General features: G+C 72.4%; 19 protein-coding genes. 12 read left to right on the top strand and 7 right to left on the bottom strand.

Translation table 11 applies throughout. From position 1 onward, the window contains the following. The first annotated feature begins 129 nt into the window (after positions 1-129). From Q5694_RS00975 to Q5694_RS00995, 5 genes are all read left to right on the top strand, one after another. The gene (locus Q5694_RS00975; protein WP_333930009.1) at positions 130-2526 is read left to right on the top strand and encodes an excinuclease ABC subunit UvrA; all 2397 of its coding nucleotides are present in this window, start codon (positions 130-132) and stop codon (positions 2524-2526) included. 134 nt (positions 2527-2660) lie between these two features. Continuing rightward, positions 2661-2879, top strand: a complete 219-nt coding sequence (locus tag Q5694_RS00980) for a hypothetical protein (protein ID WP_333930010.1) — start codon at positions 2661-2663, stop codon at positions 2877-2879. A gap of 75 nt (positions 2880-2954) precedes the next feature. After that, positions 2955-3158, top strand: coding sequence for a hypothetical protein (locus Q5694_RS00985; RefSeq protein ID WP_333930011.1), 204 nt, complete (start codon positions 2955-2957; stop codon positions 3156-3158). Positions 3159-3299: 141 nt separating this feature from the next. Beyond that, a complete protein-coding gene (locus tag Q5694_RS00990; protein ID WP_333930012.1) occupies positions 3300-4343 on the top strand; it encodes an NUDIX hydrolase in 1044 nt (347 codons plus the stop codon). A 241-nt stretch (positions 4344-4584) separates the two neighbouring features. After that, positions 4585-4800 carry a DUF6199 family natural product biosynthesis protein gene (locus Q5694_RS00995; protein ID WP_333930013.1) on the top strand — a complete coding sequence of 72 codons (216 nt, stop codon included), beginning with the start codon at positions 4585-4587 and terminating at the stop codon, positions 4798-4800. Between the two features lie 121 nt (positions 4801-4921). On the opposite strand, the gene Q5694_RS01000 is transcribed toward Q5694_RS00995, so the two are convergent. Next, positions 4922-8251, bottom strand: a complete 3330-nt coding sequence (locus tag Q5694_RS01000; RefSeq protein WP_333930546.1) for an RHS repeat-associated core domain-containing protein — start codon at positions 8249-8251, stop codon at positions 4922-4924. Between the two features lie 486 nt (positions 8252-8737). Between Q5694_RS01000 and Q5694_RS01005 the strand changes: the two genes are divergently transcribed. Next, positions 8738-9112 (top strand): peptidase inhibitor family I36 protein, encoded by a 375-nt coding sequence (locus tag Q5694_RS01005; protein ID WP_333930014.1) that lies wholly within the window; start codon positions 8738-8740, stop codon positions 9110-9112. Between the two features lie 201 nt (positions 9113-9313). On the opposite strand, the gene Q5694_RS01010 is transcribed toward Q5694_RS01005, so the two are convergent. After that, positions 9314-10669 carry a dipeptidase gene (locus tag Q5694_RS01010; protein ID WP_333930015.1) on the bottom strand — a complete coding sequence of 452 codons (1356 nt, stop codon included), beginning with the start codon at positions 10667-10669 and terminating at the stop codon, positions 9314-9316. Between the two features lie 189 nt (positions 10670-10858). Between Q5694_RS01010 and Q5694_RS01015 the strand changes: the two genes are divergently transcribed. From Q5694_RS01015 to Q5694_RS01025, 3 genes are all read left to right on the top strand, one after another. Continuing rightward, positions 10859-12118, top strand: coding sequence for a geranylgeranyl reductase family protein (locus tag Q5694_RS01015; RefSeq protein ID WP_333930016.1), 1260 nt, complete (start codon positions 10859-10861; stop codon positions 12116-12118). Between the two features lie 368 nt (positions 12119-12486). Beyond that, on the top strand, positions 12487-13764 hold the full coding sequence (locus Q5694_RS01020) for a sensor histidine kinase (RefSeq protein ID WP_333930017.1): 1278 nt from the start codon (positions 12487-12489) through the stop codon (positions 13762-13764). After that, a complete protein-coding gene (locus Q5694_RS01025) occupies positions 13761-14426 on the top strand; it encodes a response regulator transcription factor (protein WP_333930018.1) in 666 nt (221 codons plus the stop codon). Before Q5694_RS01020 ends, Q5694_RS01025 begins: the two co-directional genes overlap by 4 nt. Here Q5694_RS01025 and Q5694_RS01030 read toward each other — a convergent pair. From Q5694_RS01030 to Q5694_RS01045, 4 genes are all read right to left on the bottom strand, one after another. After that, entirely contained in the window at positions 14387-14671 is a 285-nt protein-coding gene (locus Q5694_RS01030; protein ID WP_333930019.1) for a DUF6332 family protein, read from the bottom strand. The genes Q5694_RS01025 and Q5694_RS01030 overlap by 40 nt on opposite strands. Before the next feature lie 79 nt (positions 14672-14750). Continuing rightward, positions 14751-16244, bottom strand: coding sequence for an MFS transporter (locus Q5694_RS01035; protein ID WP_333930020.1), 1494 nt, complete (start codon positions 16242-16244; stop codon positions 14751-14753). A 253-nt stretch (positions 16245-16497) separates the two neighbouring features. After that, complete coding sequence (locus Q5694_RS01040) at positions 16498-17376, bottom strand: SDR family oxidoreductase (protein WP_333930021.1); 879 nt, start codon at positions 17374-17376, stop codon at positions 16498-16500. 166 nt (positions 17377-17542) lie between these two features. Continuing rightward, a complete protein-coding gene (locus Q5694_RS01045) occupies positions 17543-18721 on the bottom strand; it encodes an MFS transporter (RefSeq protein WP_333930547.1) in 1179 nt (392 codons plus the stop codon). Between the two features lie 122 nt (positions 18722-18843). Between Q5694_RS01045 and Q5694_RS01050 the strand changes: the two genes are divergently transcribed. Further along, a complete protein-coding gene (locus tag Q5694_RS01050) occupies positions 18844-20322 on the top strand; it encodes a glutamate--cysteine ligase (protein ID WP_333930022.1) in 1479 nt (492 codons plus the stop codon). A gap of 348 nt (positions 20323-20670) precedes the next feature. Here the strand turns inward: Q5694_RS01050 and Q5694_RS01055 are convergent, their stop codons facing one another. After that, complete coding sequence (locus Q5694_RS01055; RefSeq protein ID WP_333930023.1) at positions 20671-21519, bottom strand: class I SAM-dependent methyltransferase; 849 nt, start codon at positions 21517-21519, stop codon at positions 20671-20673. A gap of 77 nt (positions 21520-21596) precedes the next feature. On the opposite strand from Q5694_RS01055, the gene Q5694_RS01060 reads away from it, so the two are divergent. Next, complete coding sequence (locus Q5694_RS01060; RefSeq protein ID WP_333930024.1) at positions 21597-22070, top strand: helix-turn-helix domain-containing protein; 474 nt, start codon at positions 21597-21599, stop codon at positions 22068-22070. A 94-nt stretch (positions 22071-22164) separates the two neighbouring features. Beyond that, positions 22165-23184, top strand: a complete 1020-nt coding sequence (locus Q5694_RS01065; protein WP_333930025.1) for a LacI family DNA-binding transcriptional regulator — start codon at positions 22165-22167, stop codon at positions 23182-23184. Positions 23185-23225 lie beyond the last annotated feature (41 nt).

Raw genomic sequence — 23225 nt, forward strand, 5'->3', positions numbered from 1 at the left:
ACGGCACGCACCTCCCACCGCGCTCCCGTGGCACCACGGGAGCGCGTACCCCTCGCCCCCTGCCCGCCGGCCCGGCGCGGGGGACGGATCGTCCGAGCGGGGCAGGCCCGCCCGACAGATGGAGACACCATGAGCAAGGCCAGGACGGCGGACGGACAGCCGCCCGAGCCGCACGTCGCCGACAGCCATGACGTGATCCGCGTGCACGGCGCACGCGAGAACAACCTCAAGGACGTCAGCATCGAGATCCCCAAGCGCCGGCTGACGGTCTTCACCGGTGTCTCGGGATCGGGCAAGAGCTCGCTGGTGTTCGACACGATCGCGGCCGAGTCGCAGCGGCTGATCAACGAGACCTACAGCGCCTTCCTGCAGGGCTTCATGCCCAACCGGGCGCGCCCCGAGGTCGACGTGCTCGACGGGCTGACCACCGCCATCGCCGTCGACCAGCAGCGCATGGGCGGCGATCCCCGCTCCACCGTCGGCACGGCCACCGACGCCAACGCCATGCTGCGCATCCTCTTCAGCCGCCTCGCCGAGCCGCACATCGGCCCACCGAGCGCGTACTCGTTCAACACCGCCTCCGTCAGCGCGTCCGGCGGCATCCGCGTCGACCGGGGCGCGGAGAAGACGAAGACGGTCAAGGCGACCTTCTCGCGCACCGGTGGCATGTGCACCCGCTGCGAGGGCCGCGGCAAGGTCTCCGACATCGACCTGACCCAGCTCTACGACGACTCGAAGTCGATCTCCGAGGGCGCCTTCACCATCCCCGGATGGAAGTCGGACAACGTCTGGACCGTCGGCCTGTACGCCCAGTCCGGCTTCCTCGACCCGGACAAGCCGATCCGGCGGTTCACCAAGAAGGAGATGCAGGCCTTCCTCTACGGCGAGCCGACCAAGGTCAAGGTCAACGGCGTCAACCTCACCTACGAGGGCCTGATCCCCAAGATCCAGAAGTCGTTCCTGGCCAAGGACAAGGAGGCGATGCAGCCGCACATCCGGGCCTTCGTGGAACGGGCGGTCACCTTCACCACCTGCCCCGAGTGCGACGGCACCCGGCTCAGCGAGGCCGCCCGGAACTCGAGGATCGGCGAGATCTCCATCGCCGACGCCTGCGCCATGGAGATCAGGGACCTGGCCGAGTGGGTGCGGCGACTGACCGAGCCGTCGGTGGCGCCGCTGCTCACCGCGCTGCAGGGGACGCTCGACTCGTTCGTGGAGATCGGCCTCGGCTACCTCGCGCTCGACCGTCCCGCGGGCACCCTCTCCGGCGGCGAGGCCCAGCGGGTCAAGATGATCCGGCACCTGGGTTCCTCGCTCACCGACGTCACCTACGTCTTCGACGAGCCCACCGTCGGCCTGCACCCGCACGACATCCAGCGCATGAACGACCTGCTGCTGCGGCTGCGCGACAAGGGCAACACGGTGCTCGTCGTGGAGCACAAGCCGGAGGCCATCCAGGTCGCCGACCACGTCGTGGACCTCGGCCCCGGCGCCGGCACGGCCGGAGGCACCGTCTGCTTCGAGGGCACGGTCGAGGGCCTGCGCTCCGCCGACACCGTCACCGGTCGGCACCTCGACGACCGGGCCAGGATCAAGGAGAGCGTCCGCAAACCCACCGGCGCCCTGGAGATCAGGGGAGCCTCCGCCAACAACCTGCAGGACGTCGACGTCGACGTCCCGCTGGGCGTCCTCACGGTCGTCACGGGTGTCGCCGGCTCCGGCAAGAGTTCCCTCCTGCACGGGTCGCTGCCCGCCGACGCCGGTGTGATCGCCGTCGACCAGAGCCCGATCAAGGGCTCCCGGCGCAGCAACCCCGCCACGTACACCGGACTGCTCGACCCCATCCGCAAGGCGTTCGCCAAGGCCAACGGTGTGAAGCCGGCCCTGTTCAGCGCCAACTCCGAGGGCGCCTGCCCCACCTGCAACGGAGCCGGGGTCATCTACGTCGACCTGGGGATGATGGCCGGCGTCGACACACCGTGCGAGGACTGCGAGGGCAAGCGGTTCCAGCCGTCCGTGCTGGAGTACCGCCTCGGTGGCCGGGACATCAGCGAGGTGCTGGCGATGCCGGTGTCCGAGGCCGAGGAGTTCTTCTCCGCCGGAGAGGCCCGCACCCCGGCCGCGCACCGGATCCTGGAGCGGCTCGCCGACGTCGGGCTCGGCTACCTCACCCTCGGCCAGCCGCTCACCACGCTCTCGGGCGGCGAGCGGCAGCGGCTGAAGCTGGCCACGCACATGGCCGACAAGGGCGGCGTCTACGTCCTGGACGAGCCGACCACCGGCCTGCACCTCGCGGACGTGGAGCAACTGCTCGGCCTGCTCGACCGGCTGGTCGACTCCGGCAAGTCGGTCATCGTCATCGAGCACCACCAGGCCGTGATGGCCCACGCCGACTGGATCATCGACCTGGGTCCCGGGGCCGGTCACGACGGCGGCCGGATCGTCTTCGAGGGCACCCCGGCCGACCTGGTCGAGGCCCGCTCCACCCTGACCGGGCAGCACCTCGCGGCGTACGTGGGCGCCTGAGGCGCCGCGGCGGGCCCGGCGGCTCCGGCCGCCGGGCGCGCCGGGCCGCCGCGCAACCTGGCCGGTCTGCGCGGGTTCGGTCGAACGGCCCCCTCCGGAAGGCGCCGGGCGCCGTCCCCGCCGAACCTGGTGGCATGGCTTCCGCGAAACCCGTCGTGGTCTACCCGCCCGCCGCGGACAACGGCAGGCGGGTACGCGTGGACGACCAGTTCCTGGGGATCGCCTACGGGCTGCTGGACGTCGCCGAGTTCCTCCGCCGGGCCGGCATCGAGGACGCCGACGAGGCGTACGTCGCGGCGTCGGGGCTGATCGAGTGGCGCGGCGGCGGACCGGACGCCTGGGACGGTGACTGACCGTCACACCCCCGTCGGATCCCCCGGTCGCGGCGACTGCGTGACCCCGCAGCGGGTCGGGGCGTTGTTCCGGGCATGAAGAAGCGCAGCATGCTCGCCATCGCCTCCCTCGCCACCGGCTTCGTCGTCGCGGCGGTCACCCCGTCGCACGCGCTCGGGGACGGCCTCGGAAACCTGAACGTGGACAAGGCCCTCAAGACCCTCGACGACACCGTCGTCGCCAAGGACAGCCTGTCCCTGGACCGCGAGGACGGTAACCAGGCGAACAAGAAGGGCTGACGAGCCGCCCTCCGGCCCACGGCGCCGGCGCCCCCGCACCGCGGGGCGCCGGCGCCGTCGTCGTGCGCCCTCAACTGGGGCTGGTTTCCGTGGCAGGGTGGAGCGGGCAAGCCTCAGGGGGCCAACAGAAGAGGGGGACCTGTGACCGTCGTCTGGATCAACGGCGCGTTCGGTGCGGGGAAGACGACCACCGCACAGGAACTGATCGAACTGATCCCGAACAGCACGCTCTTCGACCCCGAGGTCATCGGCGGAGCGCTGCGGCACCTGCTGCCGCCCAAACGCCTCGCCGAGGTGGGCGACTTCCAGGACCTGCCGATCTGGCGGCGGCTCGTGATCGACACGGCGGCCGCGATGCTCGCCGAGCTCGGCGGGACACTGGTGGTCCCCATGACCCTGCTGCGCCAGGAGTACCGGGACGAGATCTTCGGCGGTCTGGCCGCCCGCAGGATCGCCGTCAGCCACATCCTGCTCGCCCCGGCCGAAACGATACTGCGCGAGCGGATAACCGGGCGCGAAGTCCCCCCGGGCCCGCCCGACGGCGAGGAGCGCCTACGCCAGTGGTCCTTCGACCGCATCGAGCCCTATCGGGCCGCCCTCGCCTCCTGGCTCACCGCCGACGCCCACCCGGTCGACACCAGCCACCTCACTCCACGACAGGCCGCCGCCCGGATAGCGGAGGCGGTCACCAGCGGTGCGGCGCCGCTGTGCGACATCGTGCAGACGCCCGAGCCCACCGCCGAGACCCTCGCCGCCGGTGTCCTCCTCTTCGACGAGCGCGACCGCGTGCTGCTCGTCGACCCCACCTACAAGGCCGGCTGGGAGTTCCCCGGCGGGGTGGTGGAACCCGGCGAAGCCCCGGCACGCGCCGGGATGCGGGAGGTGACCGAGGAGACCGGCATCCGCCTCGACCAGGCGCCCAGCCTGCTCGTCGTCGACTGGGAACGCCCGAAGCCGCCCGGATACGGCGGTCTGCGGCTGCTGTTCGACGGCGGTCTCCTCGACTCCGCCGACGCCGCCCGGCTGCTGCTGCCCGGCCCGGAGCTGCGCGACTGGCGCTTCGTCACCGAGGAGGAGGCCGCCGGCCTGCTGCCGCCCGTGCGCTTCGAGCGGCTGCGGTGGGCCCTGCGGGCCCGGGAACGGGGAGCGGCGTTCTACCTGGAGGCCGGGGTGCCGGTCGGCTAGTGCCGGTCGGTCAGCGCCCGCCGGCTCCGAGCGCGCCCCCCACCGGAGCCAACTACCCGTCCCCTGCGGGAATTTACGGGTTCGGCGTCGGCGTCCCCGGTCAGGCATTGCTCGCCAGGGGACCCGCCGAGCCGACATACGGCTCCGATCCGGGGGCAGACGCGAGGCGAAGCGTGCAAGGGGAGGCGTGCCCGTCCGTCCGTACGGGCGGACGGGCCTCGCGGGGAGTGGGAGGTGCGGTGTGATCATCGTGATCCTGTGCGTCATGGCGGTCATGGGACTCGTCCAGGTGGTCCGTCCGGACCTGCTGTGGAAAGTCAACCGGCCGCTCCAGAAACCGTTCGTCAAGGACTACGACGCGACGGAGCCCTCGGCCAAGGGCTATCTGCTGATGCGTGTGACCGGCGTGGCGTTCCTGGCCGTCGTGGCCTGGATGATCGTCCAGCAGGTCTCATGAGCTCCTGACGCAGCGCGAGACCCCGTCGGGGCCGCGGCGCGGCCCGGGCCGTCGTGCGGGTGGCGGGCTCGTACCCGCACGACGGCCGGGCGGTCTGCGCCGGGCTCGGGTATCCGGCAGGTCAGAACGTGTACTGCCGTGACAGGGAGCACATACCGGTGGAGCCTCCGGTCGCCACGCCCCAGTCGCCGCCGTCGGACACGGTGACGTTCGCCGAGCCCACCCCGCATTCGAGGTTGGTCGACCACTGGCCGCTCTGAACGTTGCCGGTGTTGGCCCCCATGGTGAACTCCGCACCCGGGCTGCCCCAGCCGAAGTTGACGTAGGGGCGCGCGTTCTGGTTGTCGTCGAGCACGACGCCGCCGCCCACGCACAGGATGAAGCACGCTTCCCCGCCGATCTCGGCGGCGACCGTGCCGGTGGGGTCGATGCGGTTGAGGGGGTCCCCCTCGGCGTAGAGGTAGGGGTTCCTCTCCTGACCGGAGGGGTCGGGCTGGGTGAACCGGCCGATCTGCGGGTCGTAGTAGCGGGCACCGAGGTGGTACAGGCCCGTGGGGTCCTGGTAGCCGCCGGCGAACCGGAAGGGCTGCGGCACCGACTGGGTGGTGCCGGTGCGGGGGAGACCCGAGGGCGTGTACCGGTAGGTGTTCACCTGCTTGCCCGCCTCGTCGACCACGCCGGTGACGGAACCGAGGGCGTCGGTGAGGTAGAAGTAGCTGCGCCCGGCGGTGACCAGGGAGTTGAGCGTCCCGCCCGGCTCACGGACGAACTCGGTGTCCGCGCCCGCGGTCGTCTGCCCGGACAGGCCCAGGGGGCCGTTGTGGAAGACGGTGCCGCCCAGGCGGATGCGCTCGCTGCTGTCCGTACTGGCGTACTGCGCCCCGTACGTGGTGCCCTGCACGGTCAGCGACTTCAGCTGGCTGTGGTCGGTGTACTGCTCCGCTGTGCGGGCGGTGTCCGGGGTCGCGGCCCCCGCGGTCTCGTTGCCGGCCTTGTCGTAGGACCAGCCGGTGGTGATGCCGTTGCGAGCGATGAGCTGCGACGCGTCGTCGTAGGTGTAGGCCGTGGTTCCGGGGCAACCGGGCCTGGTCCCCTGGGAGGTGAGGTTCCCGGCCGGGTCGTGGCAGTACTGCCAGGACCACTTGCGGCCCGACGCCTCGACCTCCTCGGCCAGCGACAGGCGGCCCGCGGAGTCGTAGGCGTAGGTCGTTCGGGCCCGCGTGAGGTCGTCGGTGCGCGAGCGGATCTTGACGCCGTCCAGCGACTCGGCACCGGCTGTGTAACCGTAGGCGTAGGACAGGCTCGAGGTGATGCGGCCGGACGGGGCGATGACCTGGATCTTCTCGGGCCGTCCGGAGTCGTCGACGGTGACGGACTGCACGGTGCCGCCCGGGTAGGCGGTCCGGGTGCGCACGTCGTTGTTGTTGTACTCGTACGTCGTCCTCTTGCCGGTCGGCCCGGTGAGCCAGGTGAGCCGGTTGGCCGCGTCCCACTCGTAGTCGGTGGCACCGCCCGGGTCGGTGTAGGTGTCGACGTTGCCGTCGGCGGTGTAGGCCAGCACGGTCTGTGAACCGTCCTGCAGGGTGCGGATCGTCTCGCGGCTGAGCGCGTCGAAGCGGTAGGTCTGCGTGCCGCTGGGGTCGGTGCGGGACGTGAGGTTGCCGTCCCCGTCGTAGGTGTAGGTCACCGTCGTCTGCGGGGTGGTGACCCGGGTGACCCGGTCGCGTGCGTCGTAGGCGTACACGGCCTTGACACCGCGTCCGTCGGTGGTGGTCGCGGTGCGTCCCAGGGCGTCGTAGGTGAAGGTGGTGGGTGCCTGCGGAGCGGGTGGGGTCGCGGTGACGAGGTTGCCCTGGCCGTCGTAGCGGAAGGTGGTCCTCTTGCCGTTGGCGTCGTCGGCGGAGCAGGGCTGTCCCTGGAAACCCCCGCAGGTGGGCGTGGCCTCGTTGTAGGTGAACGTGCGGGTGCCGCCGCCGGTGCCGGTAGTGGTGACGGTCCGGGTGTTGCCCGCGGAGTCGTACGTGTAGTCCGTCTTCTCACCGTCGGCGGTGGTGTGCGTGGAGGGGACGTCGGCGCCCACGATCGTCTGCCAGCCGACGCTGGCCGTCGCACCGGTGGGCAGCTCGGCGGAGGTGGGGTTGTTGCGCGCGTCCCACCCGTAGACGGTCACGTTGCCGCCCGGGCCGCCGTTGCCGGTCCCCATCGCGTCGGTGGCCGTCTGCACCAGGTGGTCCTTGTAGGTCCTGGACCGCTCGTGCTTCAGCCCGTCGACGGTTCTGGTCACCTCGCCGTCGGCGTTGTGGTGGTACTCGCTGGTGTGCCCCAGGGGGTCGGTGACCGTCGTGACACCCGCCTCGTGGGGGGTGGCACCGGTGTAGGAGTACCGGTAGGTGGGCCCGGAGCCGCCGCCGGTCTCGGAGTAGCGGCGCAGCGAGGTGACGCGGTCCCTCGCGTCGTAGGTGAAGACGGAGGAGCGCTGCTCGGGCGTGGTCACCTTCACCAGCCGGCCGTCGGTGTCGTAGCCGAAGGTCGTCGCCTCGCCCTCGGAGTCCACGGTCCGTACCAGCCTGTGCGACGTGGCGTCGAGTTCGTAGGACGTCGTGCGTCCGGCACTGTCCCTGGCCTGCCACTTGGTGTCGCCGGCGCGCGTGAGGTCGACCCACCGGCCGGAGCGCGTCTCGGTGACCTTGAAGCCGGTGGCGTTGCCGGCGGAGTCGCGGTGCCGGGCGAGGGTGAGGGCACCGTTGTTGCGGTCGGTGACCTTGGTCAGCTCGCCGTCGACGTCGTAGGTGTCCGACGTGCCCGACGAACGATCCGTCAGCGTGTACGTCCCGTCCGCGTTGCGGCGCAGGTCCTTCGAGTATCCGGCCGGGGTCACGAAGGAGCCGTCGGAGTTCTTGCGGTACTCGACCGTCGCGCCGGTGTCGTCGTAGTGGAACACCTGGTCGCTGAAGGAGAGATCGAGCCTGCGCTCGTGACCGAACCACCACTGGGCGCCGACCTGGCCGTACGGGGCCTCGAGGGAGTTGTACGTACGGGTGAGCTGGACGCTCTGGCCGACACCGGCGATGTCGAAGTCGGTGGCGGCCAGCATGAGGTTGCCGGTGGAGTAGTCGATGCGGCCGACCAGCGCGTCGGTGATGCGGAAGTCGCTGATCTGATGCCACGGCACGGCGCCCTGTCCCTGGGGCACGAACCGCTGGACACCCGCTCCCCCGGACTGCCGGGGCGCTGGCCGTTCACCGGCCAGCCGGTCCTTCTCCCGTTGCTGCCAGGCGCGTTCCGCCGCGGAGGGCGCGGCGGAGGCCGAGGAGCGCGGCGGTCTGGTGACCCCGACGCGCACGGGTGGCATCTTCGCCGGCGTGGACGGGCCCCAGTGGGACGAGGAGCCGTCCGGTGGCGGCGCGGCGGGTGCCGCCACCGACGGGGCCGTGCCACCGGCCAGGGTCATCGTGGCCACCACGGCGACGATCGAGAGTCCGGCCCGGACGCGGCCGCGCGGACGCCTCGGGCGTGGCACCGGCGATAACGCCGAATTGGGCGGGATGGGCATGTTTCCCCCTGTGGCAACGCTGCGCAGGTCATCGTCCCGCGGAGCACGGACAAGAGATCACATCCTGACCGAGATATTTCTGGCGGCAACGTTCTCGGAAATGGATGGGCTGACAACTGGCCATTGTTCGCAGCGGTCCTGATCACCTGGCGCAGGTGACGCGAAGGGAAATGCGGAACGAGGCGCGGACGTCCGGGTTCAACAAGGCGCGAAACAGACCCCGGAAGCGCCCGCTCCAGGTGATCGCCGCGCCGGCTCGTCCGAACTCCCGGCGTGATCGGGCCCTGTCCTGCCGGGCTTTCGCCGGTCCGGAACAACATCGTCCGCAGCGATTCCGTTGCTACGGTACGCGGCGCAGCGAAAAATCGAGCAGGAGGTATTCGGATGCGTCACCACGTTTTCGCGGCACTGAGTGTTTCCGTCGCCTTCACCGCGGTGTTGGCCGCCTCGCCCTCGGCGTCGGCGGAACCGAATCCGCCGGGTTGCGAGAAGGGTTACTTCTGCATATACGCCGGTGAGGGGCAGACCGGCCAACTGCTGGTGAAATCCGAGGGGAACTGGTCGGGCAGCGTCAGCGGCAGGTCCGTCTTCAACAACGGTGTCGAGTTCCCCGGTGAGGACCACATCCAGCTCACCTGGACCTACAACGGCGGCACCTACGAGGACTGCCTGCACTACAACCCCGGTCCCGGCGACTACAAGTGGGACTTCACCTCGGGTGTGGTGTTCACCAAGGCGGTCTGGCGCGGCGAGTGCTGACCTGAGGGGCCGTCAGGGATGGCGTGCGGGGCCCTCCTTGCGCATCGGCGTACAGGTGCCGGGTGTGCGGGGAGGGGCTCTCGCGTCGGCGAGGCCAGGGAGCCGCGGCCTCCGGCCGGGTGAGCGGCCGGCATGCCCGTGCGGTGGCCGAAAGGAAGGCCCCCGTCCGCGGACGGGGGCCTTCTGCCGTGAGCAGAGGGGTCAGCTCGCCGCGTAGTTGCGCAGGAACAGCGCCTCCGCCACCGACAGCCGCTGCAACTCGTCGGGGGACACGCTCTCGTTCACCGCGTGGATCTGAGCCTCCGGCTCGCTCAGCCCGATGAGCAGGATCTCCGCCCGCGGGTACAGCCCGGCCAGCGTGTTGCACAGCGGGATGGACCCGCCCTGCCCCGCGTACTGCATCTCCTGGCCCGGGTAGGCGACCGCCATCGCCGCCGCCATCGCCTGGTACGCGGGGCTCGCGGTGTCGGCACGGAACGGCTGTCCCTCACCGATCTGCTCGGTGCTCACCCGCGCCCCCCACGGCGTGTGCGCCTCCAGGTGCGCCTGGAGCAGCTTGGTCGCCTCGCCCGCGTCCATCCCCGGCGGCACGCGCAGACTGATCAGCGCACGGGCGCCGGCCTGCACGGACGGGGTGGCCCCGACGACCGGCGGGCAGTCGATGCCGATGACCGTGACGGCCGGACGCGCCCAGATGCGGTCGGCGACCGTCCCGGACCCGATCAGCTCCACACCGTCCAGCACCTTGGCGTCCTGCCGGAACTGCTCCTCCGCGTACTCCAGACCCTCCCAGGCCGCGCCCGGGGCGAGCCCCTCGACGGTCGTCGAACCGTCTTCGGCGCGCAGCGAGTCCAGCACCCGGATGAGGGCGGCCAGCGCGTCGGGCGCGGCCCCGCCGAACTGGCCCGAGTGCAGGTTGCCGGCGAGCGTGTCGATCCGCACCCGGACCATGGTCATGCCGCGCAGCGTCGTGGTCACGGTCGGCAGACCGGCCCGGAAGTTGCCGGCGTCGCCGATGACGACGGTGTCCGCCTCCAGCAGCTCCGGGTGCTGCTCGGCGTAGCGCTCCAGACCGCCCGTGCCCATCTCCTCGGACCCCTCGGCGATCACCTTCACGTGGACGGGGACGCCGCCGTTGGCCCTCAGCGCACGCAGGGCCAGCAGGTGCATGATCACGCCGCCCTTGCAGTCGGCGGCGCCGCGTCCGTACCAGCGCCCGTCGCGCTCGGTCAGCTCGAACGGCGGCGTCGTCCAGGCCGCCTCGTCCAGCGGGGGCTGCACGTCGTAGTGGGCGTAGAGCAGGACGGTCCTGGCGCCCTCCGGGCCGGGCAGGTAGCCGTAGACCGACTGCGTGCCGTCGGGGGTGTCGAGCAGGGCCACGTCCTGGAAGCCCTCGGCGGTCAGCGCGTCGGCGACCCAGCGGGCGGCGCCCTCGCTCTCGCTGCGCGGGAACTGGTCGAAGTCCGCCACCGACCGGAAGGCCACCAGCTCGGCGAGCTCCTCCTTCGCCCTGGGCATCAGAGAGGCGACGGTCTCGGCGACCGGATTCGACGACATGGGCACGCTCCTCGTGGGTGCGACGTTGTACGGGTGCGTACGACTCGGTACGCGGTGATCGTGCGGTGCGGGCGCTCCCCGTGTAAGGGGCACCCACAGCGCCGATCCTCCCACAGCGGCCTGCGGTGACCGCCGCCGTAGGATGCGGGAGACAGCGGCAGGCGGCTTGATCGGGAGCAGTAGACCATCGTGAGCAGCGAGAACTCTTCGGCGGACGACGTGCAGCAGGTGTGGGACGTCGTCGTGGTGGGCGCGGGACCCGCGGGCGCTTCGGCCGCGTACGCGGCGGCGGTGGCCGGCAGACGCGTGCTGTTGCTGGAGAAGGCCGAGCTGCCGCGGTACAAGACCTGCGGCGGCGGCATCATCGGCCCCTCGCGCGACGCCCTGCCGCCCGGCTTCGAGCTGCCGTTGCGGGACCGGGTCCACGCGGTGACCTTCTCCCACAACGGCCGCTTCACCCGCACCCGCCGCTCCAAGCGCATGCTGTTCGGGCTGATCAACCGGCCCGAGTTCGACCAGCAGCTCGTCGAGCACGCCCAGAAGGCGGGCGCGGAGCTGCGTACGGGGGTCACCGTCCAGCGGGTGGAGCAGCACGGCACGGCCGTCCCGGACCGGCGCACGGTCGCCGTCGTCCTGCAGGGCGGCGAGGTCCTGCTGGCCCACGCGGTCGTCGGCGCCGACGGCAGCGCGAGCCGGATAGGGGCGCACGTGGGCGTCAAGCCGGCCCAGGTGGACCTCGGACTGGAGGCGGAGATCCCGGTGCCGGAGACGGTCGCCGAGGACTGGAAGGGCCGGGTCCTCATCGACTGGGGCCCCATGCCGGGCAGTTACGGCTGGGTCTTCCCCAAGGGCGACACCCTCACGGTCGGGGTCATCTCGGCGCGCGGTGAAGGGGCGGCGACCAAGCGGTACTTGGAGGAGTTCATCGGACGGCTGGGGCTCGCCGGCTTCGAGCCGAGCATCTCCTCCGGCCACCTGACCCGCTGCCGGGCCGACGACTCACCCCTGTCGCGCGGCCGGGTGCTGGTGTGCGGTGACGCCGCCGGGCTGCTGGAGCCGTGGACCCGCGAGGGCATCTCCTTCGCCCTGCGCTCGGGCCGGCTGGCGGGGGAGTGGGCGGTGCGGATCGCCGAGGCGCACGACGCCGTGGACACCCGGCGCCAGGCCCTCAACTACGCCTTCGCGATCAAGGCCGGGCTCGGAGTGGAGATGAGCGTCGGCAAGCGGATGCTGACGGTGTTCGAACGCCGCCCCGGGCTGTTCCACGCCGCGCTGACGGGCTTCCGCCCGGCCTGGAAGGCGTTCCGGGACATCACGCAGGGCTCGACCTCGCTGGGCGAACTCGTGCGCACGCATCCGCTGGCCCAGCGCGCCCTGTCCGCGATGGACCGCCGCCCGGCGGCCGGCGGCGAGGCCGGGGCGGGGGCCGGGGCCGGCGCGTCGGAGTGATCTCGAAGACCGGGTGGCCGGGGGCGATGCGGCGCGGCGGGCCGTCCTCCGCGAGGGCTCCTTCGGGCCTGCGGCAGGCCACCTGACCCACCCGGTGCATCCGCAGCGGGGGACCGGCGCCTCACCGACCGCCCCCCGACAACCGGCGCGCCCCGGCCGTCGTGCGAGGTGGAGCGCGCCGCGTCGATGGCGCGCCGGCGGTACGTCGACCAGGTCCGCGGCATCGAGGGCGAGTACACCCGTCCGTGACGACGGCGGACGCGTGCAGTCCTGTGCGGCGGGAGCACCTGCGTACTCCCCGGGGAGTACGGGTGATCACCGCGTTCGGCGGACGCCGGCGGCCGTGGCCGGCGGCTAGCGTGGCCGGTATGGAACAGCAGCGCGGGCGGGGTGGTCCGCCGCAGTGGTGGCGGTACGGGCCCGCCCGGTGGGACCGGCACGAGGAGCGGGGGCCGCGGTGGCCGTGGCGGTCGACCCTCGTCGTGACCGTCTTCGTGCTGGCCGGTTCGAACTTCGCCGACCGTGCGCAGCACGGCGACCGGGCGGACCTGGACCCGTACGCCCGGCTGCTGCTGCTCGGGGCCGGGGTGCTGCTGCTGTGGCGCAAACGCCACCCGGTGGCGGTGGTGTTCGGCACCGCGGCGGCCGTGATGCTCTACCTGGGTGCCGGATACCCGTACGGGCCGGTGTTCCTGACGGTCGCCGTGGCGTGCTTCGACGCCGTCGTCGCCGGGCACCGCAGGGCGGCGTGGGCCGCGATGGGGACGCTGTGGGCGGGGCACGTCCTGCTGGCGCACTGGCTGTACGAGTGGCTGCCGCCCACGGGGGATTCCGCCGCCTCCTGGAGCGAGGAGATCGTCGTCGCCACGTGGGTGGTGGCGATCGCGGCGGTGTCGGAGCTGGCGCGGGTCCGTCGCGAACAGTGGGCACGGGAGCGGGCCGAGCGGGCCGAGGCCGCGCGGCGCAGGGCCGACGCGGAGCGGCTGCGGATCGCACGGGAGCTGCACGACGTGCTCGCCCACAGCATCTCGGTGATCAACGTGCAGGCGGGGATGGGCCTGGCCCTCCTCGACAGCGACCCGGAGCAGGCCCGGACCGCGCTCACCACGATCAGGGCCAAGAGCAAGGAGGCGCTCGGTGAGGTGCGCCAGGTGCTGGACACCCTGCGGGCCCCCGGGGACGCACCGCGGGCGCCCGCGCCGGGGCTGGACCGGCTGCCGGAACTGGTGGACCAGGCCGCGGGCGCGGGTCTCACGGTCGAGGTCGAGGGGGAGCCGCCCCGGCTCGCGCCCGGCACGGACCTGGCCGCCTTCCGGATCGTCCAGGAGGCGCTGACCAACGTCGTACGGCACTCGGGATCGCGGCACGCACGCGTGCACCTGGCGCACGACGCGACGGCCCTGCGGCTGCGGGTGGACGACGACGGGCCGGCCACCGGGTCGGACGCGGGTGGCAGCGGCAACGGGCTGGCCGGGATGCGGGAGCGGGCCGCCGCGCTGGGTGGCACCATCGAGGCGGGGCCCCGTCCGGGCGGGGGTTTCCGCGTGCTCGCCGTACTGCCCCTGACGACGCCGGACCCCGGTGCGGGAGCGGCGGGGGAGCGGTCCGTGAGCCCCGGCGCGCCACGACCTCGGGAGGACCGGTGATCCGTGTACTGCTCGCCGACGACCAGTCCCTCGTCCGGGCGGGGTTCCGGGCGTTGCTCGACGCGCAGCCGGACATCGAGGTGGCCGGGGAGGCGGCCGACGGCGCGCAGGCCGCGCGCCGGGCCCGGGAACTGCGGCCCGACATCGTCCTGATGGACATCCGCATGCCGGTGCTGGACGGTCTGGCGGCCACCCGCGAGATCACCGGTGACCCGGCACTGGCGGACGTCAGGATCGTCATGCTCACCACCTTCGAGCTCGACGAGTACGTCTTCGAGGCGATCCGCTCGGGCGCCTCCGGGTTCCTGGTGAAGGACACCGAGCCGGACGAACTGCTGCGCGCCGTACGCGCGGTGGTGGCGGGCGACGCCCTGCTGTCACCGGGTGTGACGCGGCGGCTGATCGCGGAGTTCGCGGCCCGGTCCAAGGAGCCCGCCGCGGCCGGTGCCCTCGGCAGGCTCACGGAGCGGGAGCGGGAGGTCATGGCGCTGGTCGGGATCGGCCTGTCCAACGAGGAGATCGCCCGGCGGCTGGTCGTCAGTCCTCTCACCGCCAAGACCCACGTCAGCCGGACGATGGTCAAGCTTGGCGCCCGCGACCGGGCCCAACTGGTGGTCCTCGCCTACGAGTCGGGGCTCGTGCGACCCGGCTGGCTGGGTTGAGCCGACGCCCGGAACCGGAGCAGCACACTGACCACCCGCAGGGCGAACAGCACCGGAGCGAGCACCGTCCCGCCCCGCAGCAGGAGCAGTTCGGCCGTGTCCGGCAGGTCGAAGAGCAGCGCCGGCCCCGCCACCGCCCCGAACACCACGGCGGCCGCGAAGGCCGCGCTGCACAGCGCGTAGCCGATCTCGACGGTGATCGCGTCACGCTCGGCCTGGGTACGCCGTCCCCCGTAAGTGGTCATACGGTGAGTCAAACAGGCGTGTGCCCGGCGGGCAAGGCAGCCCGCCGGGCACACCGCGGAGGCGTTCCCCCCGGTCGCGCTAGTCGCGCACGGCGACGCGCTCCGCCTCCCTCGGGGTGGACTTGGCGACCACGACGGACGTTCCGGCGGCCTGCCGGTTCCGCCGCGGCCGCAGGCCGGTGAGGGTGATCAGCAGCCCGGCCAGGGCGACGACCGCGACGACCACCAGGCCGGGCCGGTAGCTGTCGAGGACGGCCTGCGGCGAGGCGTCACCGTGCTCGGGTGCGTGGGCGGTCACCACCGCGGTCACCACGGCCAGGAAGATCGCGCCGCCCACCTGGACCGAGGTGTTGAGCAGCCCCGAGACCATGCCCTGCTCGTGCTCGTCGACGCCGTTGGTGGCCTGGACGTTGAGGGACGGGAAGGTCAGGGCGAAGCCGGAGCCGACCAGCAGCATCGTCGGCAGGATCACCGCCGCGTAGACCGGGTCGAGGTCGATGCGCAGGAACAGGACGTAGCCGGTGACCATCAGGGCGAAGCCGACCACGATCAGCCGGGCCGTGCCGAACCGGTCGATGACGGCTCCGACCTTCGTCGCGGACAGGGCCACCAGCGCGCCGGCCGGCAGGAACGCCAGGGCCGTGTGCAGCGCGGACCAGCCGAGCAGCTGCTGCATGTACAGCGTGACCAGGAACTGGAAGCCGATGTAACTGCCCACGAACGTCAACGCCCCCAGCTGAGCGCGCACCTGGGGCCCCGAGCGGAGCACGCCGAGCCGTACCAGGGGGCTCGGGCTGCGCCGCTCGACGGTCACGAAGGCGGCCAGCAGGACGGCGACGGCGGCGAAGGAGACGACGGTACGGACCGAACCCCAGCCCACCTCGGGGGCCTCCACCACGGTGAAGACCAGCAGCAGCATCGAGACGGTGCCGAGCACGGCGCCGGGGACGTCGTAACCGCCCCGGCCGCGCTCCCGCTCGGTGCGCGGCAGCAGCTTCAGGCCGGCGAGCAGGGCGATCAGCGCGATGGGAGCGGGCAGCAGCATGGTGAGCCGCCAACCGGCCTCGGTGAGCAGGCCGGAGAAGACCAGACCCATCGAGTATCCGGTGGCGCCGCAGGTCGTGTAGATGGCCAGCGCCCGGTTGCGCAGCGGCCCCTCGGGGAACGTCGTGGTGATGATCGACAGCCCGGCGGGGGCGGTGAAGGCCGCACTGAGGCCCTTGACGAACCGGCTGGCGATGAGCAGCGGCCCGGAGTCGACGAGCCCGCCGAGCAGTGAGGCGAGGGCGAAGACGCCCAGGGCCACCAGGAAGACCTGGCGCCGGCCCAGCAGGTCGGCCGCGCGGCCGCCGAGGAGCAGCAGACCGCCGTAGCCGAGGATGTAGCCGCTGACGATCCACTGCAGCGCCGAGGTGGACAGGCCGAGGTCGGCGCCGATGGACGGCAGCGCCACGCCGACCATGGACACATCGAGGGCGTCCAGGAACATCGCGGCGCACAGCACGAGCAGGGTGCCCCAGAGCCGGGGAGTCCACCGTCCTCCGGACGCCGGGGAGATGAGCGGAGAGGTCATGCGGGAGACACTACATGCGCATGCATGCGATGCAACCGCATTTAATTCCGATGCAACAAACGGGCTTCCCTGTCACCGTGCCGCGCATGGCGGCGACCCGTGCAAAGGGTGCCCTGGATGTGCCCCGAGGAGCCCAGGGGCGTGCGGGTCTCGCTCACCGCAAAGGGGCGCGCCGCACGGGGAGGGGCTTCCCGTGCGGCGCGCGGTGCCGGCCCGGATGCCGGCGGACGACTGAGGTGCAGGAGGCGTACCGCTACGGCAGCGGCGTACCGCCCGTCGCGTTGACGATCTCGGCGGTGATGTACGAGGCGTCCTGCGAGGCCAGGAAGACGTACGCCGGAGCCATCTCGGCCGGCTGCGCGGGGCGCCCGATCGGCGCCTGCTTGCCGAACTCCTGCGTGTCCGGCATGGTCGCCGGGATGAGCGGGGTCCACACCGGCCCCGGCGCGACGGCGTTGACGCGGATGCCGCGCTCGATCAGCATCTGCGCGAGTCCCTGCGTGAAGGTGACGATCGCACCCTTGGTGGTCGCGTAGTCCAGCAGGTGGGGGCTGGGCTTGTAGGCCTGCACCGACGTGGAGTTGATGATGCTGCCGCCCTCCCGCATGTGCGGTACGGCCAGCTTGCACAGCCAGAACATGCCGTACAGGTTGGTGCGCACCACCCGGTCGAACTGCTCGGTGGAGATCGCCTCGATGCCGTCGGGCTGGGACATCTGGTAGGCCGCGTTGTTCACCAGGACGTCGATCCGCCCGAACTCCTCCACGGCGCGGTCGATGAGCGCCCGGCAGTTCTCCTCCTCGCGGATGTCGCACGAGACGGCGACGGCCCGCCGTCCGGCCGACTCGACGAGCCGGACCGTCTCGGCGGCGTCGTCCTTCTCCTCGTCGAGGTGGGTGAAGAGCACGTCGGCTCCCTCACGGGCGAAGGCCAGGGCGACCGCGCGCCCGATGCCGGAGTCACCGCCGGTGATCACGGCCTTGCGGCCCTCCAGCTTGCCGCTGCCGCGGTAGGACTCCTCACCGTGGTCCGGCGGCGGGTCCATGGGCCCGGTCCAGCCGGGGTGCGGCTGGTCCTGGGAGGGGAACTCCGGGTTGGGGTGCTGCTCGCCGGGGTGCTGCTGTTCGGTCACGGTCTTCCTCCTGGTCCATGGCATGCGGCCCGGTGATCACATGGGCCGGGCCCACGGGTACCCAGCTTCGGCGCGATGCGACCGCCGGACCGCGACGGACTTCGCGGCGGGAGTGGCCGTTCACCCGAACGGCGGTGACGACCTCCGCGGTCCGCGGCGGCCCGGGTCAGTCGCCGGGCCGCCGGGTCCTCGCCCCCACCAGCGCACCGACCGCCGCCGCCACCCCCGCCAGCACCGCGACGCTGGTCAGTGCCGTCGGCAGGGTGAACCAGTCGGCCATGAAGCCGATGGCCGGCGGACCGAGCAGCATGCCGCCGTAGCCCAGGGTGGAGGCCGTGGCGACGCCGCCGGCCCCGGCCATCGCGCCCGCGCGCTCCACCGCGACCGGGAAGAGGTTCGCCAGGCCGATGCCCGTGACCGCGTAGCCGAGCAGGGCCGCCCACAGGGACGGCGCGAGGGAGCCCAGCAGCATCCCGGCGGCCGCGGTGGTGCCGCCGGCGACGACGGTCCGGGTCTGCCCCAGCCGTTCCAGCAGTGTGGTGCCGGTCAGCCGGCCCACGGTCATGGCGAGCGCGAAGCAGGAGTAGCCGAGGGCGGCCGCCCCGGAGGAGGCGTCCAGGTCCTGTTCGAGGTGCAGGGCGCCCCAGTCGGCCAGGGCGCCCTCGCCGTACGCGGTGCAGCCGGCGATCAGGCCGAAGACGAGGACCAGGGCCCGGGTGCGGCCGTCCATCCGGCGCGGTGCGCTGCCGTGGACCCGCCGGCGCCCGGCCGGTACCGCCGGCTCGTGCCGCAGGAGGGCGGGGCCCGCCGCGGCCGTCACCAGCAGGCCGGCGACCGTGAGGAGCAGCAGGTGCCGTGTCGGGCTGAGGAACCCGGCGACCAGCCCGCCCAGACCCGCGCCGAGCATGCCGCCCAGACTGAAGGCCGCGTGGAAGGTCGGCATGATCGGCCGCCGCAGGGCGGCCACCAGGTCGACGGCCGCGCTGTTGAAGGCCACGTTGATGCTGCCGTACGCGGCGCCGAACAGCAGCAGGACCAGACCCAGCGCGAGGGCCGAGCGGGTCAGCGGGGGCAGGGCGACGCTGAGGGAGAGCAGGACCGCGCAGACGACGGTGACCCGGTGGTTGCCGTACCGGCGGCACAGGCGCCCGGTGAGGGTCATCGTGACGACGGCCCCGGCCGAGACGCCCAGCAGGGCGAGGCCGAGGTCGCTGGCGGAGGCGTTCGTCTGCTCCTTGATCGCGGGGATCCGGACGACCCAGCCCGCGAAGACGAAGCCGTCGAGGGCGAAGAAGACGGTGAGGGCGATGCGCAGTCGGGTGAGGGAGTGGTCGTGGCCCGGCACGGCGCTGTGCGAACGGGCTTTGTTTATTTGCGGCACAAACTCAGGCTAGGTGGGTGCGGGGGAGAGGACAAGGTGCGACTCTGGGACCAGACAGCATCCGCCGCCGGAGGGCAGGAGGGGCGATGGGACGTGACGTGCCGGCCCTGGTGTTCACACGGGAGGACCGCCGTCGGTACCGGGAGAAGATGCACACCGACCTCGAAGTGCTGGCGCGGATGCTCCGCGAGTCCGGCTTCGAGAGCGAGCGCCCCCAGGTCGGGCTGGAGATCGAGCTGAACCTCGTGGACGACCAGGGGCTCCCGGCGATGCGCAACACCGACGTCCTCCAGTCGATCGCCGACCCGGCCTGGTCGAGCGAGCTGGGCCGCTTCAACCTGGAGATCAACATCCCGCCGCGGGAGCTGACGGCCGGCGGCCCGGGTGCCTGGGAGCAGGCCATCCGGGACGCCCTCAACCACGCCGAGGACGGTGCCGCCGCCGTGGGCGCCCACCTGATCATGGTCGGCATCCTGCCCACCCTGGGGGAGCAGGACGTGAGCGGTGCGGCCCTCTCGGGCGATCCCCGGTACCGGCTGCTCAACGAGCAGATCTTCGCGGCCCGGGGCGAGGACCTGCGCATCAAGGTCGACGGGGTCGAACGCCTCGCGACCTACGCCGACACCATCACCCCCGAAGCCGCCTGCACCAGCACGCAGTTCCACCTCCAGGTCGCGCCGAAGGAGTTCCCGCACTACTGGAACGCGGCGCAGGCCGTCGCGGGGGTGCAGATCGCCCTCGCGGCCAACTCGCCCTACCTGTTCGGCAAGGAGCTGTGGCGCGAGAGCCGCATCCCCCTGTTCGAGCAGGCCACCGACACCCGCCCCGAGGAGATCAAGGCCCAGGGCGTGCGCCCCCGCGTGTGGTTCGGGGAGCGCTGGATCACCAGCGTCTTCGACCTCTTCGAGGAGAACGTGCGCTACTTCCCCGCCCTGTTGCCGCTGTGCGAGGACGAGGACCCCCAGCACGAGCTGGACAACGGACGCGTGCCCGAACTGGGCGAACTGACCCTGCACAACGGCACGATCTACCGCTGGAACCGGCCCATCTACGCGGTCACCGACAGCGGCCCGCACCTGCGCATCGAGAACCGGGTCCTGCCCGCCGGACCCACCGTCGCCGACATCATCGCCAACGGCGCCTTCTACTACGGCCTGACGCGCGCCCTGGTCGACGAGGACCGGCCGGTGTGGACGCGGATGTCGTTCGCCGTGGCCGAGGAGAACCTGCACACCGCGGCCCGCGACGGCATCGACGCCCGCCTGTACTGGCCCGGGGTGGGCGAGGTGCCGGTCACGGAACTGGTGCTGCGGCGCCTGCTCCCCCTGGCCCACCGGGGACTTGAGCTGGCGGGGATGGACGCCCCGTGGCGAGAACCGCTGCTGGGCATCATCGAGCAGCGCTGCGTCACCGGCCGCAACGGCGCGACCTGGCAGACCGAGACGGTCCACCACCTGGAGAAGGCCGGCGTCCCCGACCGGCGTGAGGCGCTGCGGCAGATGACCCGGACGTACATGGACTACATGCACATGAACGCCCCCGTGCACACCTGGCCCGTGGACTGACGGCCCCGCGGACCGGTCCCCCGTGGACCGGTGGTCCTCGCACCACGCCGGGCGAGGCCGGCCGCTGGCGAACTCGGCTCCGCCACCTGCTCGGAGGTGATCTCCGGCATCGTCGCGCACCGCAGCACGAGGTCGGTGCCGGCCGGCTCCGCGGCGTCCCGGGCAGACGCCGGCCGGCTCCTCGATGCGCACGGGCGAATCCGCTGTCCCGCAGGAAGGGCAGGAACAGCTCCGTGGCCTGCACCGGCTCGTGGCCTTCCCGGCCGCCCCGGACCACCGGTGCTCGTCTCCGCGTCATCGTGACTCACCGTGCGCACGACGGCTGCGCTCCGAGAAGAGGGGAGGACCTCACGAAACGTTCGCGGCGGCCCGCGCGGAGATCTCCCAGCAGGCCGCCGTGTAGCGGACCTCGGTGCCCTGCACGAAGGGCTCGAAGGCGGGACGGACCGCCTCGACGACCGCGGCGCGGGTGCGCTCGTCCGCCTGCGGCAGGATCGTGCCGAGGGGGCCCAGCCGGGTGAAGTAGCGCACGAGATCCTCCTCCGGCAGGGTGCAGACCGGGTCGACGGGTCGCAGGGCGACGTCGGACCATCCACCCTCCTCCAGGATGCCGCGCACGCGGTCCGGTTCGGCGAACGCGAACTGCCCGGGCCGGCCGGGCAGGCGGGCGGGCAGGTCCGGGACGAACGGCGCCGCGGCCCGCTCCGCCGTCGTCATGAACGGGTTCTCCTCGGGCCCCCGCCACACCACCAGCCGCAACCCGCCCCCGTCCCGCACGGCGGTGCGGAGGTTGGCGAACGCCCGGACGGGATCGGGGAAGAACATTACGCCGAAACGGGAGACGACGGTGTCGAAGACACCGGGCTCGAAGGCGTGCTCCTGGACGTCGGCGTGCACGAAGGACGCCGGTACCCCCTCCCGTTCGGCGAGTTCCCGGGCGGCCGCGATCATCGGCCCGGAGATGTCCGCGCCGACGCAGTGCCCGGTCCGCCGCGCGACGGCCCGGGTGACGGCGCCGGTGCCGCAACCGACGTCGAGGACCCGAGCCGCCCCCTCCTCCGCAACCGCCCGCACCAGCAACTCCTCGATCGGCCGGAACATCCCGTCCAGCAGCTGCCGGAGATCGACCCAGGCATGACCGGGCGGCCCGTTCCAGCGGGCGGCCTGTTCGTCGTCGTCCCTGCGCGAGGCGTCCATGGTCGTGTCTCCTTCTGCTTGCCTTGGCGGAACCGGGATGACAGCGTTCTACTTCAAGCCGACTTGAGGTCAAGACAGTGACGCACCTGGACATCGCGGAGGTGGCGCGCCGCGCCGCCGTGCCCGCCTCGACGCTGCGGTTCTACGAGGAGAAGGGGCTGATCACCCCGGCCGGCCGCCGGGGGCTGCGCCGCCAGTACGACCCGTCGGTACTGGAGCGGCTGGCCCTGATAGCGCTGGGCAGGACGGCCGGGTTCTCCCTGGACGAGATCGCCGGGATGTTCGCGCCGGACGGCCGACCGCGGATCGACCGGGAGGTGCTGACCGCCAAGGCCGCCGAGCTGGACCGCAGGATCCGTGAACTCGGCGTGCTGCGCGACTCGTTGCGCCATGCCGCGGCCTGCCCCGCGCCCAGTCACCTCGAGTGCCCCACCTTCCGCCGCCTCCTGGACGAGGCGACAGCCCGGGGCCGCCGGTCTCCGCCCGGCGAGCGCCCGGCCGCGTCCCCGCCCGACCGCCGGGCCGGGCGCCGCACCGGGCGCGAACCCTGAGCGGACGAAAAACGTTCCACGGCGGCCACGTTATACTTGCCGCGCCCGAGAAGGCCTTCGTCGTGCCTGGTCGCACGGCTGTGAGTGGGAGGGGGTGGACGCCGTTCCGGCACGCCCCGCCCGCATCCAGGACGTCGCCGCGGCCGCCGGCGTCTCCGTCTCCACGGTCTCCAACGTCCTCAACCGGCCCGAGCGCGTGACCGCCGGCACCGCCGAGCGCGTCCGCGTCGCGGTCGCCGCGCTGGACTACGTCCCCCACCCCGGCGCGGCCGGGCTGCGCACCGGCCACTCCTCGGCGATCGGACTGGTCCTGCCCGACGTGACCAACTCCTTCTACGCGCGCATCGCCCGGGGCGCCGCCGACGCCGCCTACGACCACGGCTACTCCCTCGTCCTCTGCCACAGCGGCGACGACCCGGAGCGTGAACAGGGCTACTTCGGCATGCTCGCCGGGCAGCGGGCCGTCGGTGTCGTCGTCGTGCCGCTCAGCGCCGATCCCGGCCGGCTGGCCCGGCTGCGCGAGCGCGGCATCCCGCTCGTCCTCGCCGACCGTGCGCTGCCCGACCAGCAGGGCTGCTCGGCCTCCGTCGACGACATCGCGGGCGGCCGCATCGCCGTGCAGCACCTTCTCGACAGCGGCGCCCGCGACATCCTCGTGGTCAACGGCGAACGCCGCATACGCCAGTGCGCCGACCGCTACCAGGGAGCGCGGCAGGCCGTGCGCAGCCGCCGCGAGGCGCGGCTGGACCAGGTCGTCGCCGAGCGGATGACCGTCGCGTACGGCACACGGATCGTCCGCGCCCTGACGGACCTGCCCGACGGGGTGTTCTGCACCAACGACTTCTTGGCCGCCGGGGTGTGCCGTGCCCTGACCGAGCGGGGCGTGCGCATCCCCGAGGACGTCCAGGTGGTCGGCTACGGCGACCTCGACGTCGCGACGTTCGGTGCGACGACGCTGACGACGGTCCGCCAGCCGGTGGAGGACCTCGGCCGTGCCGCGGTCGAGATGCTGCTGGACGAGATCGAGGCCCGCGCCGAACACGTCCACGAGACCCGCGTCTTCGCCCCCGGCCTCGTCCTGCGCGACTCCACCCGGGCCCCAGCGGGCGATTAGGGCCCGTCCGACGATGCGCATCGTCGCCCGATGCGGCGAAC

This window comes from Streptomyces sp. AHA2, assembly GCF_036857595.1.
Taxonomy (GTDB): Bacteria; Actinomycetota; Actinomycetes; order Streptomycetales; family Streptomycetaceae; genus Streptomyces.

Coding starts and splice junctions, on each gene's coding strand:
- Q5694_RS01000 (WP_333930546.1), bottom strand. CDS start 8,251: ATGACCCTGGCCGGTGGCACGGCCCCGTCGGTGGCGGCACCCGCCGCG.
- Q5694_RS00980 (WP_333930010.1), top strand. CDS start 2,661: ATGGCTTCCGCGAAACCCGTCGTGGTCTACCCGCCCGCCGCGGACAAC.
- Q5694_RS01055 (WP_333930023.1), bottom strand. CDS start 21,519: ATGGACGCCTCGCGCAGGGACGACGACGAACAGGCCGCCCGCTGGAAC.
- Q5694_RS01030 (WP_333930019.1), bottom strand. CDS start 14,671: ATGACCACTTACGGGGGACGGCGTACCCAGGCCGAGCGTGACGCGATC.
- Q5694_RS01050 (WP_333930022.1), top strand. CDS start 18,844: ATGGGACGTGACGTGCCGGCCCTGGTGTTCACACGGGAGGACCGCCGT.
- Q5694_RS01020 (WP_333930017.1), top strand. CDS start 12,487: ATGGAACAGCAGCGCGGGCGGGGTGGTCCGCCGCAGTGGTGGCGGTAC.
- Q5694_RS01035 (WP_333930020.1), bottom strand. CDS start 16,244: ATGACCTCTCCGCTCATCTCCCCGGCGTCCGGAGGACGGTGGACTCCC.
- Q5694_RS00975 (WP_333930009.1), top strand. CDS start 130: ATGAGCAAGGCCAGGACGGCGGACGGACAGCCGCCCGAGCCGCACGTC.
- Q5694_RS00985 (WP_333930011.1), top strand. CDS start 2,955: ATGAAGAAGCGCAGCATGCTCGCCATCGCCTCCCTCGCCACCGGCTTC.
- Q5694_RS01005 (WP_333930014.1), top strand. CDS start 8,738: ATGCGTCACCACGTTTTCGCGGCACTGAGTGTTTCCGTCGCCTTCACC.
- Q5694_RS01010 (WP_333930015.1), bottom strand. CDS start 10,669: ATGTCGTCGAATCCGGTCGCCGAGACCGTCGCCTCTCTGATGCCCAGG.